21 protein-coding genes and 2 tRNA genes are annotated in these 21,344 nt (G+C 53.0%); 1 reads left to right on the top strand and 22 read right to left on the bottom strand.

Translation table 11 applies throughout. The annotated features are described in order from the left end of the window. Window positions 1-104: 104 nt before the first annotated feature. The 13 genes from epsC to EBB54_RS08490 all read right to left on the bottom strand — a co-directional run bounded on the left by epsC (window position 105) and on the right by EBB54_RS08490 (window position 10,352). Window positions 105-758: a serine O-acetyltransferase EpsC gene (gene epsC / locus EBB54_RS08550; protein WP_004079254.1), complete on the bottom strand. Its 654-nt coding sequence runs from the start codon at window positions 756-758 to the stop codon at window positions 105-107. Between the two features lie 66 nt (window positions 759-824). Next, window positions 825-1,961, bottom strand: coding sequence for a GNAT family N-acetyltransferase (locus EBB54_RS08545; protein ID WP_125127107.1), 1,137 nt, complete (start codon window positions 1,959-1,961; stop codon window positions 825-827). Between the two features lie 110 nt (window positions 1,962-2,071). Next, entirely contained in the window at window positions 2,072-2,629 is a 558-nt protein-coding gene (ispF, locus tag EBB54_RS08540) for a 2-C-methyl-D-erythritol 2,4-cyclodiphosphate synthase (protein ID WP_004079256.1), read from the bottom strand. Window positions 2,630-2,680: 51 nt separating this feature from the next. Continuing rightward, complete coding sequence (locus EBB54_RS08535; RefSeq protein WP_243127588.1) at window positions 2,681-3,103, bottom strand: hypothetical protein; 423 nt, start codon at window positions 3,101-3,103, stop codon at window positions 2,681-2,683. A 154-nt stretch (window positions 3,104-3,257) separates the two neighbouring features. Then, window positions 3,258-3,331, bottom strand: a tRNA-Met gene (locus tag EBB54_RS08530). A gap of 22 nt (window positions 3,332-3,353) precedes the next feature. Further along, a tRNA-Val gene (locus EBB54_RS08525) sits at window positions 3,354-3,426 on the bottom strand. A gap of 174 nt (window positions 3,427-3,600) precedes the next feature. Then, on the bottom strand, window positions 3,601-4,113 hold the full coding sequence (locus EBB54_RS08520; protein ID WP_125127105.1) for a dCTP deaminase/dUTPase family protein: 513 nt from the start codon (window positions 4,111-4,113) through the stop codon (window positions 3,601-3,603). Beyond that, a complete protein-coding gene (gene nrdG, locus EBB54_RS08515) occupies window positions 4,101-4,589 on the bottom strand; it encodes an anaerobic ribonucleoside-triphosphate reductase activating protein (RefSeq protein ID WP_125127104.1) in 489 nt (162 codons plus the stop codon). The genes EBB54_RS08520 and nrdG overlap by 13 nt, the downstream gene beginning before the upstream one ends. Beyond that, the gene (gene nrdD, locus EBB54_RS08510; RefSeq protein ID WP_125127103.1) at window positions 4,589-6,709 is read right to left on the bottom strand and encodes an anaerobic ribonucleoside-triphosphate reductase; all 2,121 of its coding nucleotides are present in this window, start codon (window positions 6,707-6,709) and stop codon (window positions 4,589-4,591) included. The genes nrdG and nrdD overlap by 1 nt, the downstream gene beginning before the upstream one ends. 190 nt (window positions 6,710-6,899) lie before the next feature. Continuing rightward, the gene (gene metA / locus EBB54_RS08505; RefSeq protein ID WP_125127102.1) at window positions 6,900-7,826 is read right to left on the bottom strand and encodes a homoserine O-acetyltransferase MetA; all 927 of its coding nucleotides are present in this window, start codon (window positions 7,824-7,826) and stop codon (window positions 6,900-6,902) included. Next, entirely contained in the window at window positions 7,804-9,183 is a 1,380-nt protein-coding gene (locus EBB54_RS08500) for an AI-2E family transporter (protein WP_125127101.1), read from the bottom strand. The genes metA and EBB54_RS08500 overlap by 23 nt, the downstream gene beginning before the upstream one ends. Before the next feature lie 184 nt (window positions 9,184-9,367). After that, window positions 9,368-9,685 (bottom strand): DUF1540 domain-containing protein, encoded by a 318-nt coding sequence (locus tag EBB54_RS08495; RefSeq protein ID WP_125127100.1) that lies wholly within the window; start codon window positions 9,683-9,685, stop codon window positions 9,368-9,370. 151 nt (window positions 9,686-9,836) lie between these two features. Next, window positions 9,837-10,352: an SEC-C metal-binding domain-containing protein gene (locus EBB54_RS08490; RefSeq protein ID WP_004079286.1), complete on the bottom strand. Its 516-nt coding sequence runs from the start codon at window positions 10,350-10,352 to the stop codon at window positions 9,837-9,839. Between the two features lie 238 nt (window positions 10,353-10,590). On the opposite strand from EBB54_RS08490, the gene EBB54_RS08485 reads away from it, so the two are divergent. Continuing rightward, window positions 10,591-10,797: a hypothetical protein gene (locus tag EBB54_RS08485; protein ID WP_125127099.1), complete on the top strand. Its 207-nt coding sequence runs from the start codon at window positions 10,591-10,593 to the stop codon at window positions 10,795-10,797. Here EBB54_RS08485 and EBB54_RS08480 read toward each other — a convergent pair whose 3' ends face one another. From EBB54_RS08480 to EBB54_RS08440, 9 genes are all read right to left on the bottom strand, one after another. Continuing rightward, the gene (locus EBB54_RS08480; RefSeq protein WP_125127098.1) at window positions 10,798-11,019 is read right to left on the bottom strand and encodes a hypothetical protein; all 222 of its coding nucleotides are present in this window, start codon (window positions 11,017-11,019) and stop codon (window positions 10,798-10,800) included. 207 nt (window positions 11,020-11,226) lie between these two features. After that, a complete protein-coding gene (locus EBB54_RS08475) occupies window positions 11,227-12,501 on the bottom strand; it encodes an adenylosuccinate synthase (RefSeq protein ID WP_125127097.1) in 1,275 nt (424 codons plus the stop codon). 111 nt (window positions 12,502-12,612) lie between these two features. Beyond that, window positions 12,613-14,184, bottom strand: a complete 1,572-nt coding sequence (cls, locus tag EBB54_RS08470; RefSeq protein WP_125127096.1) for a cardiolipin synthase — start codon at window positions 14,182-14,184, stop codon at window positions 12,613-12,615. A 68-nt stretch (window positions 14,185-14,252) separates the two neighbouring features. Continuing rightward, entirely contained in the window at window positions 14,253-14,609 is a 357-nt protein-coding gene (locus EBB54_RS08465) for a hypothetical protein (RefSeq protein WP_125127095.1), read from the bottom strand. A gap of 89 nt (window positions 14,610-14,698) precedes the next feature. Next, complete coding sequence (pdxR, locus tag EBB54_RS08460) at window positions 14,699-16,162, bottom strand: MocR-like pyridoxine biosynthesis transcription factor PdxR (RefSeq protein ID WP_125127094.1); 1,464 nt, start codon at window positions 16,160-16,162, stop codon at window positions 14,699-14,701. Window positions 16,163-16,217: 55 nt separating this feature from the next. Further along, complete coding sequence (locus EBB54_RS08455; protein ID WP_125127093.1) at window positions 16,218-17,885, bottom strand: glutamine--tRNA ligase/YqeY domain fusion protein; 1,668 nt, start codon at window positions 17,883-17,885, stop codon at window positions 16,218-16,220. A gap of 171 nt (window positions 17,886-18,056) precedes the next feature. Further along, window positions 18,057-18,410, bottom strand: coding sequence for a hypothetical protein (locus EBB54_RS08450; protein ID WP_125127092.1), 354 nt, complete (start codon window positions 18,408-18,410; stop codon window positions 18,057-18,059). 165 nt (window positions 18,411-18,575) lie between these two features. After that, window positions 18,576-20,069, bottom strand: coding sequence for a UDP-glucose--hexose-1-phosphate uridylyltransferase (galT, locus tag EBB54_RS08445; RefSeq protein WP_125127091.1), 1,494 nt, complete (start codon window positions 20,067-20,069; stop codon window positions 18,576-18,578). 87 nt (window positions 20,070-20,156) lie between these two features. Further along, on the bottom strand, window positions 20,157-21,326 hold the full coding sequence (locus tag EBB54_RS08440) for a galactokinase (RefSeq protein WP_044990697.1): 1,170 nt from the start codon (window positions 21,324-21,326) through the stop codon (window positions 20,157-20,159). Window positions 21,327-21,344 lie beyond the last annotated feature (18 nt).

Here is a 21,344-nt window from a genome sequence, read left to right as displayed (position 1 = left end):
CTTTCCTCTCTTCCTGATAGGTTATTCTATGGGCAGCGCCGGGGACAGATCTTCCCACAACCGCTGCTTCCTTTTTCCGGCAATCGTTCTTATCGTTTGTGCTGTCAGGAGCCCATCCGCTTCTCCAGCTCCGCCATCTGCCGGCGCAGCTGCTCGTTTTCCTGCTGAAGCGCCCGGATATCGCCGAGCACCGGGTCCGGCAGATGGACGTGGTCCATCTCCGTGCGGGGCACCTTCTGGTTGCCCATCCGGACGATCCGCCCCGGTACCCCCACTACAGTGCAGTTGGGCGGAACCTCCTCAAGCACCACGGAGCCTGCCCCGATCTTGGAATTTTCCCCGATGGTAAAGGATCCCAGGATCTTGGCCCCGGCGCTGACCATGACGTTGTCCTTCAGGGTGGGATGCCGCTTTCCCTTTTCCTTCCCGGTACCTCCCAAGGTAACTCCCTGGTAGAGGGTCACATTGTCCCCGATGATGGTGGTCTCCCCGATGATCACGCCGCTTCCGTGGTCGATGAACAGTCCCTTCCCGATCCGCGCTCCGGGGTGGATCTCGATCCCGGTCTTTCTTGCCGCCCTCTGGGAAATCCAGCGGGCCAGGAAATAATGCTTTTTCCGATACAGCTTGTGTGCCGCCCGGTAGCTTAAGATCACCTTAAAGCTGGGATACAGCAGCACCTCCATATTGGACTTGATGGCCGGGTCCCTCTCCCGGATCACCTGAATTTCCTCTTTGATATAAGATATGATTCCCATTTATGACCTCCCCATATGCCTGCAGGCTGCCGCCGGGCAAACGTCCTGAGACGCTATGTGCAGGCATTATACTATCTCATTGAGACAGACCGTTTTCAGCACCTGGAGTTTTTCCAGTTCCCGCTTCAAATGCTCTGTCATAAACACATCCTCTTCCCGGGCCGCCTCTTTTACACTCCGGTATCCGAACAGAAGTCCCGCCAAAGCCCCGATGGTGATCACGCCCTCGGAGTCCTCTGTCTCTTGGGCCAGCACCTTCCGGTTCGTGTCCGCCCCGCCCCGAATCCGCCAGATCCGGCTGTTCTGAGGCAGGATGGAATCCAGTACCGCAAAGGAACAATCCATCTCCTCCCCCTGCCGTACCTTCATGCAGGAAAGCATGGTCTCCAGATGGAGAAGCCTTGCCATGATCAGGGGCTGCTTTTTTGCGCCCCCTTCCCAGGCATACAGCTTTACCGCTCTGCCCCTCTCCTCCGCCAGACGGGCAGCCGCTTCCTGAAACGCCCACTCATATTCCGGAAGATAAAGAGGCTCCCGGATCTCCAGAGCGTCCTCGTCGCCATAGGCAAAAAGGCCTACAAGCCTTCCCTCCGCCCGGATCAGCCGAAGTCCGCCCCGCTCGCTCTGCTGCTCAAACATCAGCGTCTGGTAATAGGCTTCATCCCGCCTGGCGCAGACCTGAGAGTTTCCTGCAAAATGGGTCTCTGCAAACGCCGCGGCCTCCCGGGCGTCCCCAAGGGACGCATCCTGAAACAGGACGCTGGTATCCGGGGTACGAAGGAAATCCTCCGGTTTTAACTCCTCCGTCTGCCTCTGGTCATAGACAAACCGGAAGTCATAGGGGGTATAGATCCTTTCCGCGGCAGGCATCAAAAACGTAAAGGGCTCCTTCCTGCCGTACATTTCCTGCATCGCCCGGCGCAGAAGCATTCCCATATAGCCCCGCTTCCGAAAAGGTTCCCCGGTGGCAACCCCGACGATATAATGGCACAGTCTGAAATCCTCCTCAATCCGCAGCGTATAGGGATTGAGATGGATCATAGAACAGATCCTGCCCTCTTCCTCCATCACAAAGATCTCATTGTCCCTTGTCTTCAAAAAATAGTAATAATCCAAAAATTCTCTGGTATCCTCTGAAAACACGGTTTCCCACAGCTTTCTCGTATTCCCGTGTTCTTTTTGTTCCAGCTTTCGAAGTTCCATCCTGTCCTGCTTCCTTTATTCCCGCGAAGCAACCAGCCAAGCAGCCATGCTTGCATGGATATTTTACGATTGCTGCGGGGTATTTGACTCTGATTTTTCCGCCCCGGCGCCTATCCCTGTTCCTCAGAAATCCGGCGGCAGCCGGAACAGGTACTGCAGGCGCCCCCCGGTGTCACGTCGAAGCTGCTGTAGTTGGTGATCTTCTCCAGGAGACATACCGCCTGGGAGGAGATCCCTTCCCCTGTGCCGGTAAAGCCCAGCCCTTCCTCTGTGGTGGCCTTGATGTTGACCTGATCGACGGAAATCCCCAAAGTCTCTGCAATATTCTTTCTCATAGATTCAATGTGGGGCAGCATTTTCGGCCGCTGCGCAATGATCGTGGCGTCGATGTTTTCCACCAGGTACCGCTCTTCCTCCAGAAGCCGGCCCACATGCTCCAAAAGCCGGATACTGGAGATCCCTTTGTACATGGGGTCTGTATCCGGAAAATGTCTTCCGATATCTCCCAGAGCCGCCGCCCCGAGAAGCGCATCCATCACCGCGTGAATCAGCACATCCGCGTCCGAATGCCCCAAAAGCCCCTTCTCATAGGGGATCTTCACGCCGCCCAATATCAGGTCGCGTCCTTCTGTCAGCCGATGGACGTCATAACCCATTCCTACACGCATAGTCCATTCTCCTTTTTGTCATTTTTCCATTTTGCTATTTTTGCTATTTTGTTATTTTTTCCATACCGTCGTATCCGGCCCGACTGTCTGCAGCCGCACGGTTGCAGGACTGACGGACGCTTTTTGATCCTGCTCCGGCTTTGGGATAGAACCCTCCTGTATATCGCTGCTCTGATCGTCCTCATCTAAGAGGATCATCGGGGCAGTCCGAAACAGGGACTGGTCCCGCGCAGGCATGGCAGAATAGGGCGGATCCATCTCCAGCGAATCCGTCCGCTCCCGATTTTCCATGGTCCTTCTCACAACCCCCGCCAGAAGCCCGATCAGGTATCCGGCTCCAACCAGAATAAATACGGCCGCAATGCCGCACATCACCTCCTGATTCCCCGGACGCACCTCCAGAATCGTATTCAGCAGTGTCACACCTACAAATATCAGATAAGCCCCCACCAGAAGCTTCCATATAAATCCCAACCGACGCAATCGTTTATCCTCCGTATTCTGTTGCCGATGCTGCGGTTTACAGCCGCGTAAGGATCAGCCGCTTATCAATCCTGACTATTATAACATGAAAAATAGTTTCGGAAAAGGAAAAAAAGAAGAGTTCTGATCAACTCTTCTTTTTCAGTAGCGGAAACTGGATTTGAACCAGCGACACCACGGGTATGAACCGTGTGCTCTAGCCAACTGAGCTATTCCGCCATATAAACTTTTGAGAAAATCCTGGGGCCTATAGGGCTCGAACCTATGACCCTCTGCTTGTAAGGCAGATGCTCTCCCAGCTGAGCTAAGACCCCCTAATTCTCCTCGGGTTCCTCTTTCCCGAACCCGCTTTGCTATTATACTATTAAGAACGGCCAATTGTCAACACTTTTTTCCATTTTTTTTCATCTTTTTTTCATCAGAATTACAGAACCTGCTTTTGCCCCGTTTCCGCCGTTTTTTACATGGGCTTTAAAAGCGGCCGGGCCTTACCTGGTGGTGCTTCCGAATCCTCCGTTCCGCACGTCGGTGACATCGTCGTCCACCGTGATCCCGTATTCCACAAAGATTCCCTGCATGAAGCCTTCCCCCCGGCCGACCTCCACGGTCTTTTCTTCCCTGGAATCGTTGGTCAGCTTCGCAAAGATGTGCCCCTCGTTATCGGAATAAAAATAGTCGCTGTCAATGATGCCCACCGTATTGTTGAGCTGGAGCCTGTACTTGAATCCAAGGCCGCTCCTGGGATAGCACTTGAGCACCCAGTCCGTCTCCATCTCCACCCGAATCCCGGTGGGGATCTTCACCGTCTCCCCAGGGCCTAATACAATGTCCCCGGGCGCATAAAAGTCATAGCCTGCGGAGCCTGCCGTGGCCCGTCTCGGAAGCCGGATCTCCTCATAGATCCGGGCCGCCTCATCCCGGGCGCACTCCGGAAAGGTATCTGTCCAGTCCTCCAAAAACCGTTCTTCACTGACTTTATGAAATTTTGCTATTCTCTGCATATCGTTTCTCCTGCCTTCAAACTCTTCTGTACATCAATCACCCTTTGATTTTTGCTCCCCCGCCAGGGCAGCAGGGAATCCTTTTCGGCCTCCACATAGTGGCCGTCCACGACCGCGTCCAGATAGGGAACAACCCGTTCTCCCCGGATCTCCTCCCATTGGTATCCGGTATAAAGCCACTGGGTCTTCCGGGGATATCTTGCGCGGATCTCCGAGGCCAGCTCCGCGATGGCTTCCCGGTTACCTACATACAGCGGGTCTCCCCCGCTGTATGTGATGCCGTTGATATAACTGTGCTCCAGTTGGTCAAAAAGCTCCTGCCGGGCAGCCCTGTCAAATTCCAGGCCCCCCTTCGGATCCCACGTGACCGGATTATGGCAGCCCGGACAGGCATGGGAACAGCCCGCCACCCACAATACTACCCGAAGTCCTTCCCCGTTGAGCATATCGTCTTTTGTAATATTATGGTACTGCATTACATACTTTTCCTTTCCGCAATCTCTGCCATCTTTGCCTCATTCAGCCTGGTATCGCCTTTTACCCTGGAATAAGACAGATAGCCGTTCATCCGGTCGATCTTGGTCAGGTTCTTGCTGCCGCAGACCGGACACGTATCCATATCCAGCTCTTCGTGGCCGCAGTCGTCGCAGTAGGCCAGGGACAGGTTTACCCCCTCGTAATAGCCCTTTTTCATGGCTCTTCGAACCAGGGCGCGGATGGCCTCCTTGTTGTAGCTGACCGGATACTTCACATACTGGATCTTGCCGCCGTTGCTCAGATTCCAGAAGCGTCCCTCCAGGTTCTGCTTCTCAATGGGCGTAAGCTCCTCGCTGACATGGCAGTGGAAACTGTTGCTGACATATTCCCGGTCGGATACATTTTCAATGATCCCGTACTTCTTCCGGAACTGGTGGACCTGCACCCCGCAGAGGTTCTCCGCCGGCGTTCCGTAGATGGCGTACAGATGCCCGTCCTCCTTCTTGAACTGGGCCACCCTGTCATTGATAAACTGCAGTGTCTCCAGCGCAAACGCCCCGTCCTGAGCAATGGATTTTTTATTATAAAGCTGCTGCAGCTCGTTCAGGGCCGTGATCCCAAAAGACGCGGTGGCCGACTTGAGCAGCGGTTTGATCTTGTCGTACAGTCCCAGATGTCCGCCGTAAAATCCGCCTTCGCAGTAGGCCAGCGGATTGGTGGAGGCTTTCATCTCTCCCAGATAGTCATAGGTCCTCTGGTGGAGCCTGCGGATCAGGTTCAGGTAATAATCCAGCTCCTCAAAGAAGTCCCGGCTCTCCTGCCTGGCCTTTGCCAGGATCATCGGAAGGTGGAGGCTGATGGCGCCGATGTTGAACCTTCCCACAAAGATCGGCGTATCCTGCTCGTCCGCCGGTTCCATGCCGCCCCGCTCGTACCAGGGGGACAAAAAGGCCCTGCATCCCATGGGGCTGATGATTTTTCCGTACTTCTGATACATGCTCGGCACATAGCCCTCCCCGGTCAGGCTCAGCCAGTCCGGATACATGGTCTTGCTGGAGCAGTCGATCCCCGCCTCAAACACGTCCTCCAGGGGCTTTCCCGGCCCATGAAGGTTTTCGTCATATAAGAATACGATCTTCGGAAACAGCACCGGCTTCTTGTGGCCTGCCTTGCCCTGCCCTTTTTTGCGGACCTCCAGCATGGTTTTGGTCACAAGCTTTCCGTATTCGCTGGTCCGGGTGCCTGCGGTCACGGTGATGAAGGGATAATCCCCCCGGCTGGAGGATACCGAGTTGAACTTGTACTCCCATCCCTGGAAGCCCTGCTCCATCTCCTTCTCCAGATCCTTCCACGCCACTTCCTGAGCCTTGTCCGCGGCAAGCCCCAGATCCTGGTACTTTTGAATCAGCCGTCTGTGGGACTTCTCGGCATAGGGCTCTAAGATCTCGTCCACGCTTGGCACCGTAAAGCCGCCGTACTGCTGGCTCGCCGCGCTTAAGACAATATCCCCGATCACGTCAAACGCGGTATCCAGCGTCTTGGGCTCATTGTACCAGAGGTTCCCCATCTCGAATCCGCCGCTTAATACGTTCTGGACGTCAAACAGGCAGCAGTTCATCGTATCCCTCCTGGCAGACATGTCATGGATATAGATGTATCCGTCCCGGATCGCCTGGATCTCCTCCACTGTGAGGAAAAACTTTTTATATAATTCTTTGTTCAGTTCATTAAAAATCAGGCTGCGCTTGGTGGACACCAGGGCGCTGTCCGTGTTGCTGTTTTCCTTGTCCCCGATGTACATGATGGACTGGCTCTTCTTATAGACTTCATCCAGCATCTGCACAAAATCCTGCTTATAGTTCCGGTAGTCCTTGTAGCTCTTCGCCACCGCAGGATTGACTGCCTCCAGGGCGCTCTCCACCACATTGTGCATCTGTGCGATCCGTATCTCCGATACGTGCATCTTCTTCACACGTTCTTCCACGAACCTGCAGATAAAATCCAGTTCCTCATCCGTAAATGTGACCAAAGCCCTGTAGGCAGACTTATTCACTGCCACAACCACCTTCTGTACGTTAAAGTCCTCCTTGGTCCCATCCTTTTTCACCACACTGATCATGCGCTGCGCCTCCTGTTAAAAACTCTATATTTAGTGTCCGCATTACTATCCTGCCACAAGATGAAGCGGTTAGTATTTAACAGTGTACCACCGTTCCGCATTCCCGTCAACATGTAAAATTCCACAAAAATCCCGGCAGAAGCTTTCCCGCGTTTTCATCCGTATACCGTCTGTTCCAAACGGTACAGAGTCAGCTGAAATCCGGCGTCCCGTAGAGGTCGTAAGGCGTCACCTGGTATACATAGTAATTCAGCCAGTTGGAATACAGATTGTTGGCGTGGGACCGCCAGATCAGGTTCGGCCGGTTCTCCGGATTATTTTCCGGATAATAATTCACCGGCATCCGGATATCCAGCCCCTTCCCCAGATCCCGTTTGTATTCGCTGTCCAGCGTCATGCGGTCATACTCCGGATGTCCCATCACGAAGATCTGCCGGCCTTCCTTAGCCATGCACAAAAAGACCCCGGCCTCCTCGGAGTCCGCCAGGATCATCATGCGGCCGTCCTGTTCCAAAAGCGCCTGAGGAACCTCCGTATGCCTGGAATGGGGGGCATAGAACACGTCGTCAAAGCCTCTGACCAGCGGAATCCTGCGGTTTTTCACATGATGGGGGAAGATTCCGAATTTCTTTTCCGGCAGGGGAACCTTGTCAATCCCGTAGTGGTAATAGATCCCCGCCTGGGCGCCCCAGCACAGATGCAGGGTGGAGGTCACATTGGTCACGGTCCAGTCCATGATCTCTTTGAGTTCCTCCCAGTAGTCCACTTCCTCGAAGGGCATCTGCTCCACCGGCGCCCCGGTGATGATAAACCCGTCAAACTTCTGCCTTTTGATAGCCTCAAAGGGCTCGTAAAATTTGTAGATATGGCTGGTGGACGTATTTTTGGATACATGGTTGGATACCCTCACGAAGGTCACGTCCGTCTGCAGAGGGGTATTGGACAGGGAGCGCAGGATCTGGAGCTCCGTATCCTCCTTAAGCGGCATCAGGTTCAAAAGCCCGATGCTGATGGGACGGATCTCCTGGTGGGCCGCCCGGTATTCATCCATGACAAATATATTTTCCCGTTCTAAGACCTCTTTGATCGGCAGGTCATTTTGCACTCTGATCGGCATGTTTCTTTTCCTCGTCTTTCTTCAATTCATTCTCATTGGAATGTACATAAGTTCCGTCCGCATCCACATAACTGAACACATCATAGCAGTTCGTATCCATGGGAAGGGCTTTCTCCTCCAGCCTGTGGTTGATCAGCATCCGCACGATATAATAGATCACGGCAAAGGTAGGCACTCCCAGGATCATCCCCACAAATCCGAACAGGCCGCCCCCCAGCAGGATGGAAAACACCACCCAGAAGGCGGAGAGCCCGGTGGAGTTCCCAAGAATCTTGGGCCCGATGATATTGCCGTCCAGCTGCTGCAGGATCAGGATAAATATGATAAAATACACGCCCATCTTCGGATCCGACAGCATGATGAGAATCGCGCTCGGTATGGCGCCGATATAAGGCCCGAAAAAGGGGATCACATTGGTCACGCCTACGATCACGCTCACCAGGAGCGTGTAAGGCATCTCCAATATGGACAGGCAGACAAAGCACAGGACCCCGATGATGGCGGAATCAATGATCTTTCCGATGATAAAGCCGCCGAAGATCTCATTGCTCTTGATCGTCAGATGGAGGATCATGTTCGCCTGGGAAGGCCGGAACAGAGCGTAGATGATCTTTTTGGTCTGCATGGAAAAGGTCTCCTTGCTGAACAGCACATAGATCGAGACAATGAGCCCGATGACGGCGTTGAACAGTTCGCTGACCACGTTGATCACGCCCTCCGTCAGATTCGTCATGACCACGTTTGCCTGGGTCAGCATGTCCGTCTTCATCCAGTTCTGCAGCAGATCCGTCACCTCCATCAGCGTCCGGGTAAAGACCTGCTCCAGGGTGGAATCCCCTGCCAGCGTTCTCGTAATCAGATCCAGGGCGTCATTGAGCTGCCCCGGCACCGTCACGGCCATATCCCGGATGCTCCGGTAGAGTTCCGGAATCATCATGTTGCACAGCGCCACGATCACCGCGATCAAAAACATGACCGCGCAGAGTATCCCCACGCTTCTGCTGATCTGATGCGTCTTTTCCAGATTCGGAAATGTCTTTTTGAGGAAGGCGCTCAGATGCTGCTCCACGAACTTCATGATAGGGTTCAGCAGATAAGCGATGGCCAGCCCGTAGATGATCGGCTTGATCGTATGGACGACCAGCCACAAAAGCTTTGAGATCTCGTCCAAACGCAGCATTGCAAAATAGATCATCATCACGACCACAATGACAATGAACAATGACTTCTCCTTTGTCAGATGCTGCTTGAGTTTTGAAGGCTCTTTGCTTCCGAAGCTGGGGCGGTTTATGTAATACCCGCTTTTTTGCTCTGCTGTCTCGCCGCCTTCGTTTTTTTGTTCCATATTCTGATTCATATCGTATCTTCCTACTCCTGCACTTTTCTTCCTATTCCTGCACTGTTATCGAATATATAGAATTATACCGCCCCTTTGCTTGAGGGTCAACACCCAAACGCAAATACGGGAAAATCCGAAATTCATCCCGGATCTTCCCGCAGCGCTGCTGTTCACGGCACGCAGCCTATTCCGATCACTACACTCAGCCTTTGCAGTCAAAGGTCGCACATTCGGTAGATTCACAGCGGCAGGCATTGCTTCCTTCCACGCTGATCTTTCCGGCACGGCATGCGCACTTCTCATTGTACATGCAATCCTTTGCCTCGCAGTGGATATTCGTGGAAGCAGACGCCTCTTTTGTTACGTTGGAATACGTATCTCCCGATCGTTCCTGGAAACTGTCGCAGCAGGTCTCTCTGGCCTGCTTCGCGTCGCTTCCGCCCACCTGGATTCGATCCAGGTCACACAGGAAATTTTTGTTGTGTCTGCATGTCTGTACGGTACATTTTAATTCAGGCATAATGATTCCTCCTTTTTTTGAAATCAGTATCAGTATGCCCGAAATTCGGTTCTTTATTCTTTCGAAGCAGCGGCAAAGAAGCCCTGCCTGCACGGATATTTGACTCCTGCCGGCCGGCAGGATAGACTGCCTCCCCGGCGCTTAAGCCCTTTTAAGCATTTCTGCCGCAGCACTTTTTGTATTTTTTGCCGCTTCCGCAGGGGCACGGATCGTTTCTGCCGATTTTCTTTTCCTTGCGGATGGTTCCGGACTTCCTCTGCTCTAAGAACAAACGCTTTCTCGTCTCCTCGTCGAAAATGCTGTTCCACTGGGGCAGTTCATAGAGCCACTCTGCCCTCGCATCCACCATATTCTTATACAGCTTTTCCTTGTCAAAGGCCAGGCTGACTACGGTATCCTCCTCCATCGTCTCGATGGGGTTCGCCTCCTTCAGGCTGTCGTTGATCCCGTCCAGAAAACCGACCATGGTCATAACATCCATGCCGTATTTTTCAGCCAGCTCTTTGACGCTTCCCTTCACTTCCGTGTCCGGTTCGGCCAAAAGCTGTTCATAGACTCCCTTTTCCACCTCAAAATATGCATCCCACAGGCTTTTGAGCTGTTCTCTTGTCTTTTTCTGGTCATAAGCCATGTCCCGCCATTGTTCCAGTAAACTCTTATCACTCATCGTACTTAACTCCTTCATCATAAAATAAATCGCCTATCCATTATATACTAATTTTATTCTTACGTAAACTCTTATTTTAATCTATATGCATAATAAACGGCACTTTTGCTGCTGTCCATGCCCTTTTCATTTTCTGATTGAAGTTTCCTGCAAATTCAGATATAATTCATAATATATGGTTGCTTGTTGTTGTCAGCTTTTTCGCTGCCCGGATATCTGTAAAGGAGGGTCTCCCCTTATGAAAAAAGTAAAAAAATTCCTTGCCCTGCTCGGCGCCGTACTTCTGGCCGCCCTGTATATTTCCACTCTGGTCTTTGCTCTGTCGGACAGCCCCGTTTTCTCTGATCTGCTGAAGATCTCCGTAGCTGCCACAATCCTTGTACCTGTACTGCTGTATGCCTGTATTCTTGCTGCCCGCCTCAATCACCGGGACGGGGAAGACTGATCAGATCAGCATCAGTTCCGCCAACGCCAGCACGGAATACCAATGCCCGCTGTTCACTTTTGCGGCCTCGTCGCCTGCCGATTCGTTTTTCTCCCTGCTATGTAAGTCTTTTCCCTGTTCTTTCTCCTGCACTTCTTTTCCTTTGATTACGTTTCGTTTTCTCAAATATTCTTCCATTGTGATCATGGTATCCTCCAAATTTTTATTCATTGTCTGCTGCATAAATTACCTCCAGTGTGCATAAACCCCAGCTTTACTATTATATGTCCGCCCCTCTGGAATATTCCTCTTTTTTCATTTCTATACCAGCTTAACAGTCAAATGTGACAAGGACGTGACCCATTTCTTAAAATTTCCTAATAATTCTTAACAAAAAAAGCAGCCGGACAGACATCCTTTCCCGCGAAAAATGTCTGCCCGGCGCGCCGCCTATCTGTATATGATATCCTCTCTGCCCGGACCGTTGCTGATCATCCGGATCGGATATCCGATCTGTTCCTCTACAAATTCAATATATTTCCTGCAGTTTTCTGGAAGCTCCTCATAGGTGCGGATTCCCCGGATATCACAGTTCCAGCCCGGAAGCTTTTTCAGCACCGGCTTCGCCTGATCCAGCAGATGGGTCACCGGGAAGTCCGTGGTCACCTCCCCCTGGATCTCGTAGCCCACGCAGACCGGGATCTCCTTTAGATACCCAAGCACGTCCAATACCGTAAAGGCCACGTCCGTGGTACCCTGCATCCGGCATCCGTATTTGGAAGCCACGCAGTCAAACCAGCCTACCCTTCTGGGCCGTCCCGTTGTGGCGCCGTACTCTCCGCCGTCTCCGCCCCGGTTTCTGAGCTCCTCCGCCTCGTCGCCGAACAGCTCGCTGACAAATGCGCCTGCCCCCACCGCGCTGGAGTATGCCTTGCACACCGTGATGACCTGCTTGATCTCATAAGGCGGAATCCCCGCGCCGATGGCGCCGTATGCGGCCAGTGTGGAAGAGGACGTTACCATAGGGTAGATTCCGTGATCCGGATCTTTCAGCGATCCAAGCTGGCCTTCCAGAAGGATGTTCTTCCCTTCCTTAAGGGCGCGGTGCAAAAACAGTGACACATCGCCCACATAAGGGTCGATCATCTCCTTGTATTCCATCAGTTCCTGATATAACGCGTCCGGATCGATCAGCGGCTTGTGGTAGAGATGCTCCAGGAACACATTTTTCTGCTCTGCCACACGGGCAGACTTCTCCTTGAGCAGCGCATCGTCATAAAGTTCGCTGATCTGGAAGCCGATCTTCGCAAATTTATCTGAATAGAAGGGCGCGATCCCGGACTTGGTAGATCCGAATGACTTTCCGCCGAGCCGCTCTTCCTCATATGCGTCGAACAGCTTATGATACGACATCACAATCTGCGCCCGGTCGGACACCAGGATCTTCGGAGAGGGTACCCCCTGCTCCACAATCGACCGGATCTCCCCGCAAAGCCTGGGGATATCCAGTGCAACCCCGTTTCCGATCACGCTCGTTGTATGGCTGTAGAATACACCTGACGGCAGCGTGTGCAGCGCGAACTTCCCGTAATTATTTACGATCGTATGCCCTGCATTGGCACCTCCCTGAAACCGGACAATGATATCCGATTCCTTTCCAAGCATGTCGGTGATCTTGCCTTTGCCTTCATCGCCCCAGTTTGCTCCAACTACTGCTTTAACCATTTCAAACCCTCCTGCGTGATTCATATTAACGCTCCCTCACCGAAGCGCCGTATGCATTATACTATACTTTTTGCAGTCTGTAAAATACTTTTTGTAAGCAGCGGAAGGCTTTTACATCAGCGGCGCGATCAGCCGCAGGCTCCGGCCGAGAAGGGTCATCCGAAGGCTGATCTTTTTCAGGTCGGCTACCGAGATCCGGCGGCATTTTTTGAGGGTATTCTGAAAATCCTGCTCCACATCCCGGACCACCGGGTTGTTATAGAAAAACACGCCGCACTCAAAATGCAGATACAGGCTCCGGTAGTCCAGATTGATGGTCCCGATGGTGGCCGTATCGTTGTCGGACACAAAGACCTTGGCGTGCACGAACCCCGGCGTAAACTCATAGATCTTGACCCCTGCCTTGATCAGCTCTTTGTAATACGTCTTTGCCAGCGCAAAGGCGTACCGTTTATCCGGGATTCCCGGCATAATCAGCTTCACGTCGATCCCGCTCTTGGCCGCCCGGCAGAGGGCGTCCATCATCTGGCTGTCCAGGATCAGGTACGGGGTCATGATATGTACATACTTCTTGGCATGGTTGAGGATGTGGCAGTAGACCTCCTCTCCCACGTCCTCCTTGTCAAAGGGGCTGTCCCCGTAGGGCATCACGAAGCCCAGCTCCCTGTGCAGCTCTTTGCCCGGCTTCGTCAGATACCGTCCGTAGTGCTCAGGTCTGCGCTCGGTGGCATTCCACATCTGCAGAAACAACATGGTCAGACTCTGGACGGCATCCCCCTCCAGCATGACCGCGGTATCCTTCCAGTACCCGAACCGCTCCTCCCGGTTGATGTACTCGTCCCCCAGGTTGATCCCCCCGGTAAATCCCACCTTCCCGTCAATGACGCAGATCTTCCGGTGGTCCCGGTTGTTCTGCGCGGTGGTGAGCACCGGGCGGATGGGACTGAACATCTTGCAGCGGATGCCGAATTTTTCAATCATCTTCGGATAATTGTAGGGAAGAAGGGAGATGCTGCACATCCCGTCGTACATGAACCGAACCTCCACGCCCTGGGCCGCCTTCTGCTTGAGGACATTTAAGATGGAGCCCCACATGTAGCCCTCGGCCACGATAAAGTATTCCAGAAAAATAAACTTCTCCGCCTTTTTGAGCTGATCCAAGAGCGCCGGAAATTTTTCCTCCCCGCAGCTGAAATAGGTCGCCCTTGTATTGCGGTACACCGGAAAATGCAGGGACCGGTTCATGTAGTGGGCCAGGTTCGCGTTGGCCGGCTTGCTGGCGCGCAGATCCTCGATGATGGTCTTTTTCTGTTTCAGATAGGGCCAGGTCTCCATCTGCCGCTCCTTGAGCTGCTCCCCGAAAAAATGGGTGCCCAGTTCCATCTTCGCATACACATAAAACGCACACCCGAACACCGGAAAAATCAGGATCAGGAGAATCCATGTACGGCTGAACTCAGGACAGGTCTGCTCATTCATGATGTAGATGATCACTCCGGCCTGTATTACCAGCATCACGCCGTAGATATACACCATGTAGTCCCTCAGGATCGTGAGCAGCCCGGCAAAGGTTGACAGCTGCATCAGGATCAATAGAAGGATCAGGGCGGTACGGCTGAATATGACGCGCAGAACTCCTTTTTTGGCTTGTTTCCCTGCCTTTACGGCAATATTGTATCTCATAAAAAATCCTTTCCAAAACAAAATGAAATCCCATGGGAGCAAAGGCTCTCAGGGACCCCATCCTACTGTCAGATCTCTATGGCCGAAGAAGCGTCCTCATCCTCTGCCTCTTCGTCCGCCTGTTCGATTGCCTCGTCTGCCGCGGAATCCTGCGTTCCTTCCGAATCCGCGCCCCGGGCTTTAGTCTCTTTCTCTTCTGCTTCCGCCTTCTGAGCCGCCATGTCGGCCGCTTTATTGAGGGGCACGTATTCCCGCTCTGAAACAGGCTTTAAATCGCCGTCCAGATCAAAGTCGTCCTCATCGTCAAAATCGTCCTCATCAAAATCAGATATCTCGTCGTTTTTACGCATCACATAAGCAATGATCAGACCAATTACGGTCCCCACGACAGCAAGGGCTGTCAGCCATCTAACATTCTTTTTCAAAACAGAAATCTCCTTTCTTCCATACCGTGACTAGATCATTTACTATTTTAATACTTTTTAATCATAATTACAATCTTTTTTCACACCAATCAGCTCATCCACTCTTCTTCCAGTATCTTTACGGCCTCCATGATCTTTTCCTCGCTCATATTGGCATAGCCTAGCAGAATCGCCGCAGGCGCTTCCGGCCGGGGCTCCACGTCGTATTCGGACAGCCCGTATACCCGGACGCCGCGTTTTTTGGCACGGTCGATGAGCTCCTGTTCCGTCATGCCGTTTAACACATGGAGCAGCAAATGGACTCCCGCGTGCTCCCCGGAAATCCGAAACCGGGGGCCTGTATTTCCCCGGGCATCCTCCGTTTTTTTCCCCTGCCTGCCATCCCCGCCCGCCCTGCACAAGCCGCTTTTCAGGCAGGAAAGCAGGGTATCGTGCCGGCTCTTATAGAGGGCCCTTGTCTTATTCAGGTGCCGTTCAAAATATCCGTCCTCGATAAATTTTTTCAGGATCAGCTGATCCACCTTGGACACCGTGGAATTTAAAAATCCGCTCCGCTCCTGGTAGCGCTTCAGAAGGGGACGTGGCAGCACCAGATAGCTCATACGGATGGCAGGCGCTATGGCTTTGGAAAAGGTCCCGATATAGATCACCTTTTCCCGGCTGTCGCAGCCCTGAAGGGCGGGCACCGGTTTCCCCTTGTACCGGAATTCGCTGTCATAGTCGTCCTCAATGATATAGCGCCCTTCCTTCTTCCCCGCCCAGCGCAGCAGCTCCATGCGCCGCCGGATGGGCATGACGATCCCCAGGGGATACTGGTGGGAGGGCATCACAAAGGCGATGTCCGCGCCGGAGGCTTCCAGCTTGGCCGCGTCCATTCCCTTTTCATCCATGTCCACCGTACAGATCTGAAAGGACAGGTTTTCAAACAAACGGTATGCCTGTCGGTATGTGGGATTCTCAAAGGCCACCTTGTGATCCTGCCCGATCACCGTCGCAAGCAGCATCAGGAGATAGTCGTTGCCTGCACCCACGATGATCTGCTCCGGAGTGCAGTTGACGCCCCTGGCCTGATGGAGGTAGCTGCAGATGGCGCTGCGCAGCCCGTATTCCCCCTGGGGGCTGCCCAGCCGGAACAGCTCCGCCCGGTCGTCCACCAGGCTTTCCCGGGAAAGCTTTCTCCAGGCGTTGTAGGGAAAACTGTTCAGATCCACACCGTTGGGCGTAAAATCATAGGGCCAGGAGGGAGTCTGGGGAATCTCCGCGTCCCGGCCGGCAGGCACAGGGCCCTCCAGCTGATATAAGCCCTCCACGTCGGCGGCAAAATAGCCCCGGCAGGCTTTTGCTTCCACATACCCCTCCGACATAAGCTGTTCGTAGGCCAGCTCCACCGTACTTCTGCTGACCTCCAGATACCTGCAGAGGGCCCGGGTGGAGGGCAGCCTGTCGCCGCTTCGGATGCGTCCGGTCTGGATCTCCTGTTTGATGTAGCTGTAGATCTGTTCATAGAGCGGTATTTTCGATGCCCCGTCCAGGCTGATCGTCAGGTCGTTCACTGTATGAGCCCTCCCTTCCCTTAAAACGAACAGACCGCTTCCCGCCCCAGGGGATTTACTTCGGCAGTTTAAAGGAGCTTTTCAGGGATACGATCCGGTTGAATACCAGCGCGTCGGGCGCGGAATCCTTTGCATCAATGCAGAAAAATCCGGTTCTTACAAACTGGAAGCTGTCGTAAGCTTCTGCCTTTTCAAATCCCGGCTCCACAAAGCAGTCCTTCAAAATCGTGAGGGAATTTGGGTTCAGGTTCAAAGACCCGTCTTCCTTATTATAAACGCCTTTTTCCTCGTCCACCAGATTTTCATACAGACGGACCTCCGCTTTCTGTGCATAGGGGGCGGCCACCCAATGGATGGTTCCTTTTACTTTTCTTGCGTTAAACCCGCTGCCGCTTTTTGTCTCCGGGTCATAGGTACAGTGGACTTCCGTCACATTCCCTGCCTCATCCTTGACAAAGCTTTCGCATGTTACAAAATAGGCGGACATGAGGCGTACTTCATTTCCGGGGAACAGCCGGAAATACTTCTTCGGCGGCTCCTCCATAAAGTCGTCCCGTTCAATATACAGCTCCCGGCAGAAGGGAACCTTCCGTGTGCCCAGGGCTTCATTTTCCAAGTTGTTGGGGACATCCAGGTATTCCGTCTCTCCTTCGGGATAGTTGTCGATGATCAGCTTGATGGGGTGCAGCACCGCCATCATACGGGCTTTCTTCATCTTCAGATCTTCCCGGATGCAGTACTCCAGCATGGCGTAATCCACGGAACTCTGTGCCTTGGACACGCCGCACATGTCGATAAACATCTTGATGGATTCCGGTGTGAAGCCCCGCCTGCGCAGCGCAGCGATGGACACAAGCCTGGGATCGTCCCAGCCGTCCACGATTCCGTCTTCCACCAGCTTTTTAATGTAGCGCTTTCCGGTCACTACATTGGTCAGATAGAGCTTGGCAAATTCAATCTGGCGGGGTGGATTTTCGAATCCGCATTCCCTGACCACCCAGTCATAGAGCGGGCGGTGATCCTCAAATTCCAGCGTACAGATGGAATGGGTAATCCCCTCAATGGCGTCCTCGATGGGATGAGCAAAATCATACATGGGATAAATGCACCATTTGTCTCCGGTCCTGTGGTGGGACATGCGCGCCACGCGGTAGATCACCGGGTCCCGCATGTTGATATTCGGCGAAGCCATGTCGATCTTCGCCCGGAGTACCTTTTCCCCGTCCTGATATGCGCCCTGGCGCATCTCCTCAAACAGCCGCAGGTTCTCCTCTACCGTACGCTCCCGGTAAGGGCTGTCTTTTCCGGCCTCGGTCAGGGTCCCCCGGTATGCCCGGATCTCCTCCGCAGACAGGTCGCAGACATATGCCCTGCCTTTCTGGATCAGCCGGACGGCGCATTCATACATCTGGTCAAAATAATCCGACGCGAAATACAGGCGGTCTTCCCAGTCCGCTCCCAGCCATCGGATGTCCTCCATGATGGAATCCACAAACTCTACCTTTTCCTTGGTGGGGTTTGTGTCGTCAAACCGCATATTGAACGTGCCGTGGTACTTCCCGGCCAGCCCGTAATTCAGCAGTATGGATTTGGCATGTCCGATATGCAGGTAGCCGTTGGGTTCCGGCGGGAACCTGGTACATACATGATCGTACACTCCTTCCGCAAGGTCTTTATCAATCTCCTGCTCTATAAAATTCTTCGATACAACGTCGTTTTCCATAGTTTCCTCCTCAATCCTTCAATATCTGCCAACTATATTACCATAATTTGTATACAACGGCAAGGCTCAAAGCGGGTTTCCTGCGTGAAAAAAGCCGGCCCTTTGACGAAAACGTCAGAAAAAGGGCCGGCTTTTTCAGCAGCTTACAGGAACTCTGAGATTCCATTGACTCTATCGTAAATCCATGTCCAAAGCGAAATAGCTTTCCACCTCATCCAAAAGACCCAGATACTGCAGAAACAGTTCACGCCGGTCTTCCGCAAACAACGTGCAGGACGGAATCCCCACGCACTCGTCGTTGGCCTTATCCCAGTCCCGCTGCAGGATCTTTCTCAGATAGATCAACCCTTCGCCTCGGTCCTCCCGGGTGAGGATGCAGGTCTCAATGTTATTCTTCATGAAATCCAGATAACGGTAAAAATCCGGAACGTCATGATCCTGCCATTTTTTGACAAACAGCATGAGATCCTCCAGTGCATCTCGCAGCGAAACCAACTGTTCTGCTTTCAGGGTACCATAATTCATACTTTTCCTCTAAGACTTGCCGTATTCTTTGTATCATATGAAACTGCCACATAGGATCTATCGACACAGTTTTTGGATCGAGAAACCAAAAGCAACAAAACGCAGCAAATCCTGCCTTTGCACCGCCTGCATCCTGGAGCCTAAGCAGGATATGCGCTCTATATTTTAAAGCACCCCGATAAATCTGCGGAAGGCTTCCAGCCCTTCCTGTGTATACTTGTAGACTCCCGCGTCCTCCAAAACCTGGCAGAATACCTTTCCCACTTCCTTCTGCAGGATTTCTTCGATGTTGTCCGCATTGACATCCGGATACTGGGGCAGAAATTCCTCCACCCAGCCTGCGTGCTTTTCTATGCTTTCTTCCGAGCGGATGTCCTTTCCTTCCAGGATGTACTCCCTGAGAAGCTCCAGTTCCCCTTTGAGACGCGCCGGAAGCACGGCAAGCCCCATCACCTCGATGAGCCCGATGTTCTCTTTTTTGATGTGGTGCAGATGGGCATGGGGATGGTAGACTCCCAGCGGGTGCTCCTCTGTGGTTATGTTGTTGCGCAGCGTCAGGTCCAGTTCATACAGGCCGTCCCTCTTGCGCGCAATGGGTGTGATGGTATTGTGGGGCTGCCCTTCCGTCTCCGCGTAAATGAATGCGGCTTCATCCGTATAGCCTCTCCACGCCTTCAGGATATGCTCCGCCAGGTCGATGATCCTGGACTCATCCGCACACTGCAGGCGGATCACGGACAGGGGCCATTTTACAATGCCGGCCTTCACATCCTCAAAGCCCTTCACGGTAAACTGCTCCACCACAGGAGCCTTTGCCATGGCAAAGGTATAGTGGCCGCCCTGGAAATGGTCATGGCTTAAAATGGAGCCGCCCACAATGGGGAGATCCGCGTTGGACCCCAGGAAATAGTGGGGGAACTGCTTCACAAAATCAAACAATTTGACAAAGGCGGCGCGGTCGATCTTCATGGGGGTATGCTCCCCGTTGAATACGATGCAGTGCTCATTGTAATATACATACGGAGAATACTGGAATCCCCAGCCGGATTCGTTGATCGTGATGGGGATGATCCGGTGGTTTTCCCTGGCCGGATGGTTTGCGCGTCCCGCATAGCCTTCATTCTCCACGCAGAGTTGGCATTTCGGATATGCGGAATTTTTCGCGTTTCTCGCAGCGGCAATGGCTTTGGGGTCCTTCTCCGGCTTGGACAAATTGATGGTGATATCCAGGGTGCCGTATTCGGTGTCCACCGTCCACTTCCTGTCTTTTCTGACCCGGTAGCGGCGGATATAATCGCTGTCCTGGCTAAACTTGTAGTATGTTTGTGTGGCATGCTCCGGGGAAACGGCATAGTCCTCCCAGAACCTTTTCTGCACCTGTGCCGGACGGGGCATCAGGCAGTTCATCAGCTTCGTGTCAAAAAGATCCCGGTACACGATGCTGTCCTCAATGATTCCCCGGGCGCATGCCTCGTCTAAAAGCTCTTTGAGGACGTCTTCCAGGACGATGTCTGACAAATCGCAGTCCGTGTCCTCATAATCGTTCTCCTGGAACATCTCCAGAAGCAGATTCGTTGTATAGATCCGTTCACATTCCGGGGTCAGCCCGGTATTGATTCCGTATTGAACCAGTTTTTTGATATTTTCGTATAATTTCATCCTACCTGTCCTCCCACTTGTAACCAACCGGCTTCCGCCGGTTGCCTGCTGTCCGCCGCCTGTCTGCCCGGCAGTATCACGCGTCTGTTAGTCGATCTCTCCTGCGCCTTCTCCGATATCCACGGTGTAAAATTCTGCCTCGTGCCCTACCTTCTCCTTGTAGGAAGCCCCAATGGAGCTGATGAAATGATCAACCGCGTCATTTTCCACAATGCTCACGGTACAGCCTCCGAATCCGCCTCCGGTAATACGGGAACCGATCACGCCCGGAGTCTTCCATGCCAGATCCACCAGGATGTCGATCTCCTCGCAGGATACTTCATAATCATCCCGCAGGGATATATGGGACTGATTCATCAGTTCCCCGAAGCGGGTGATGTCATCGGCTTTCAGCGCCGCCACCGCCTCGATGGTGCGCTGGTTCTCCGCCACCGCGTGTTTTGCGCGCTTAACCAGAACCGGGTCTTTGAGCACATGCTGATGCTTTTCAAATTCTTCCACGGTCAGGTCGCCCAGCGTCTCAATGTCCGCTGCCGTCTTCAATGCGGCAAGCGCGTCCGTACATTCCTGACGGCGGTCGTTGTAAGCAGAATCCACCAGGCTGTGCTTCACTTTGCTGTTCACGATGACGATCCGGGCATTTTTAAGCTTTACAGGCGCATACTCATAATGCAGGGTGCTGGTATCCAGGAAGATGGCATTGTCCTTCTTTCCCATGGCCACCGCGAACTGATCCATGATGCCGCAGTTGCAGCCGTTGAAGTTATTTTCCGAATACTGGCCGATGAGCGCGATATCCACCATGCTCAAATCCGTGATGTGATACAAGCCGCAGAGGATCACACCTGTGAGCACTTCCAGAGAGGCCGAGGACGAAAGCCCGCTTCCGTTAGGGATATTGCCCCAGATCACCATGTCAAATCCGGTATCCAGTGTATATCCTTTTTCATGAAAGGCCCATACCACGCCCAGGGGATAATTTGCCCAGCCGTAAGCTTCCTGATTGGCCAGCTCATCCAGAGAAGCTTCGACTACCCCGAAGCGGTCCAGGTTCATAGAATAAAAATGAATCTTGCGGTCCGCGCGTTTCCGCGCAATGCCGTAGGTGCCGATGGTCAGCGCGCACGGAAATACATGTCCGCCGTTATAGTCCGTATGCTCCCCGATCAGATTGACGCGCCCCGGCGAAAAGTAAACTTTGGTTCCTTCAGTATTTCCAAACAGTTCCGCAAATTTTTTGAGCAATTTTTCTTTCATGTTCATCAAAGTCCTCAC

This window comes from Schaedlerella arabinosiphila (assembly GCF_003885045.1).
GTDB lineage: Bacteria > Bacillota > Clostridia > Lachnospirales > Lachnospiraceae > Schaedlerella > Schaedlerella arabinosiphila.
This window is presented reverse-complemented; position numbering and strand designations above follow the sequence as displayed.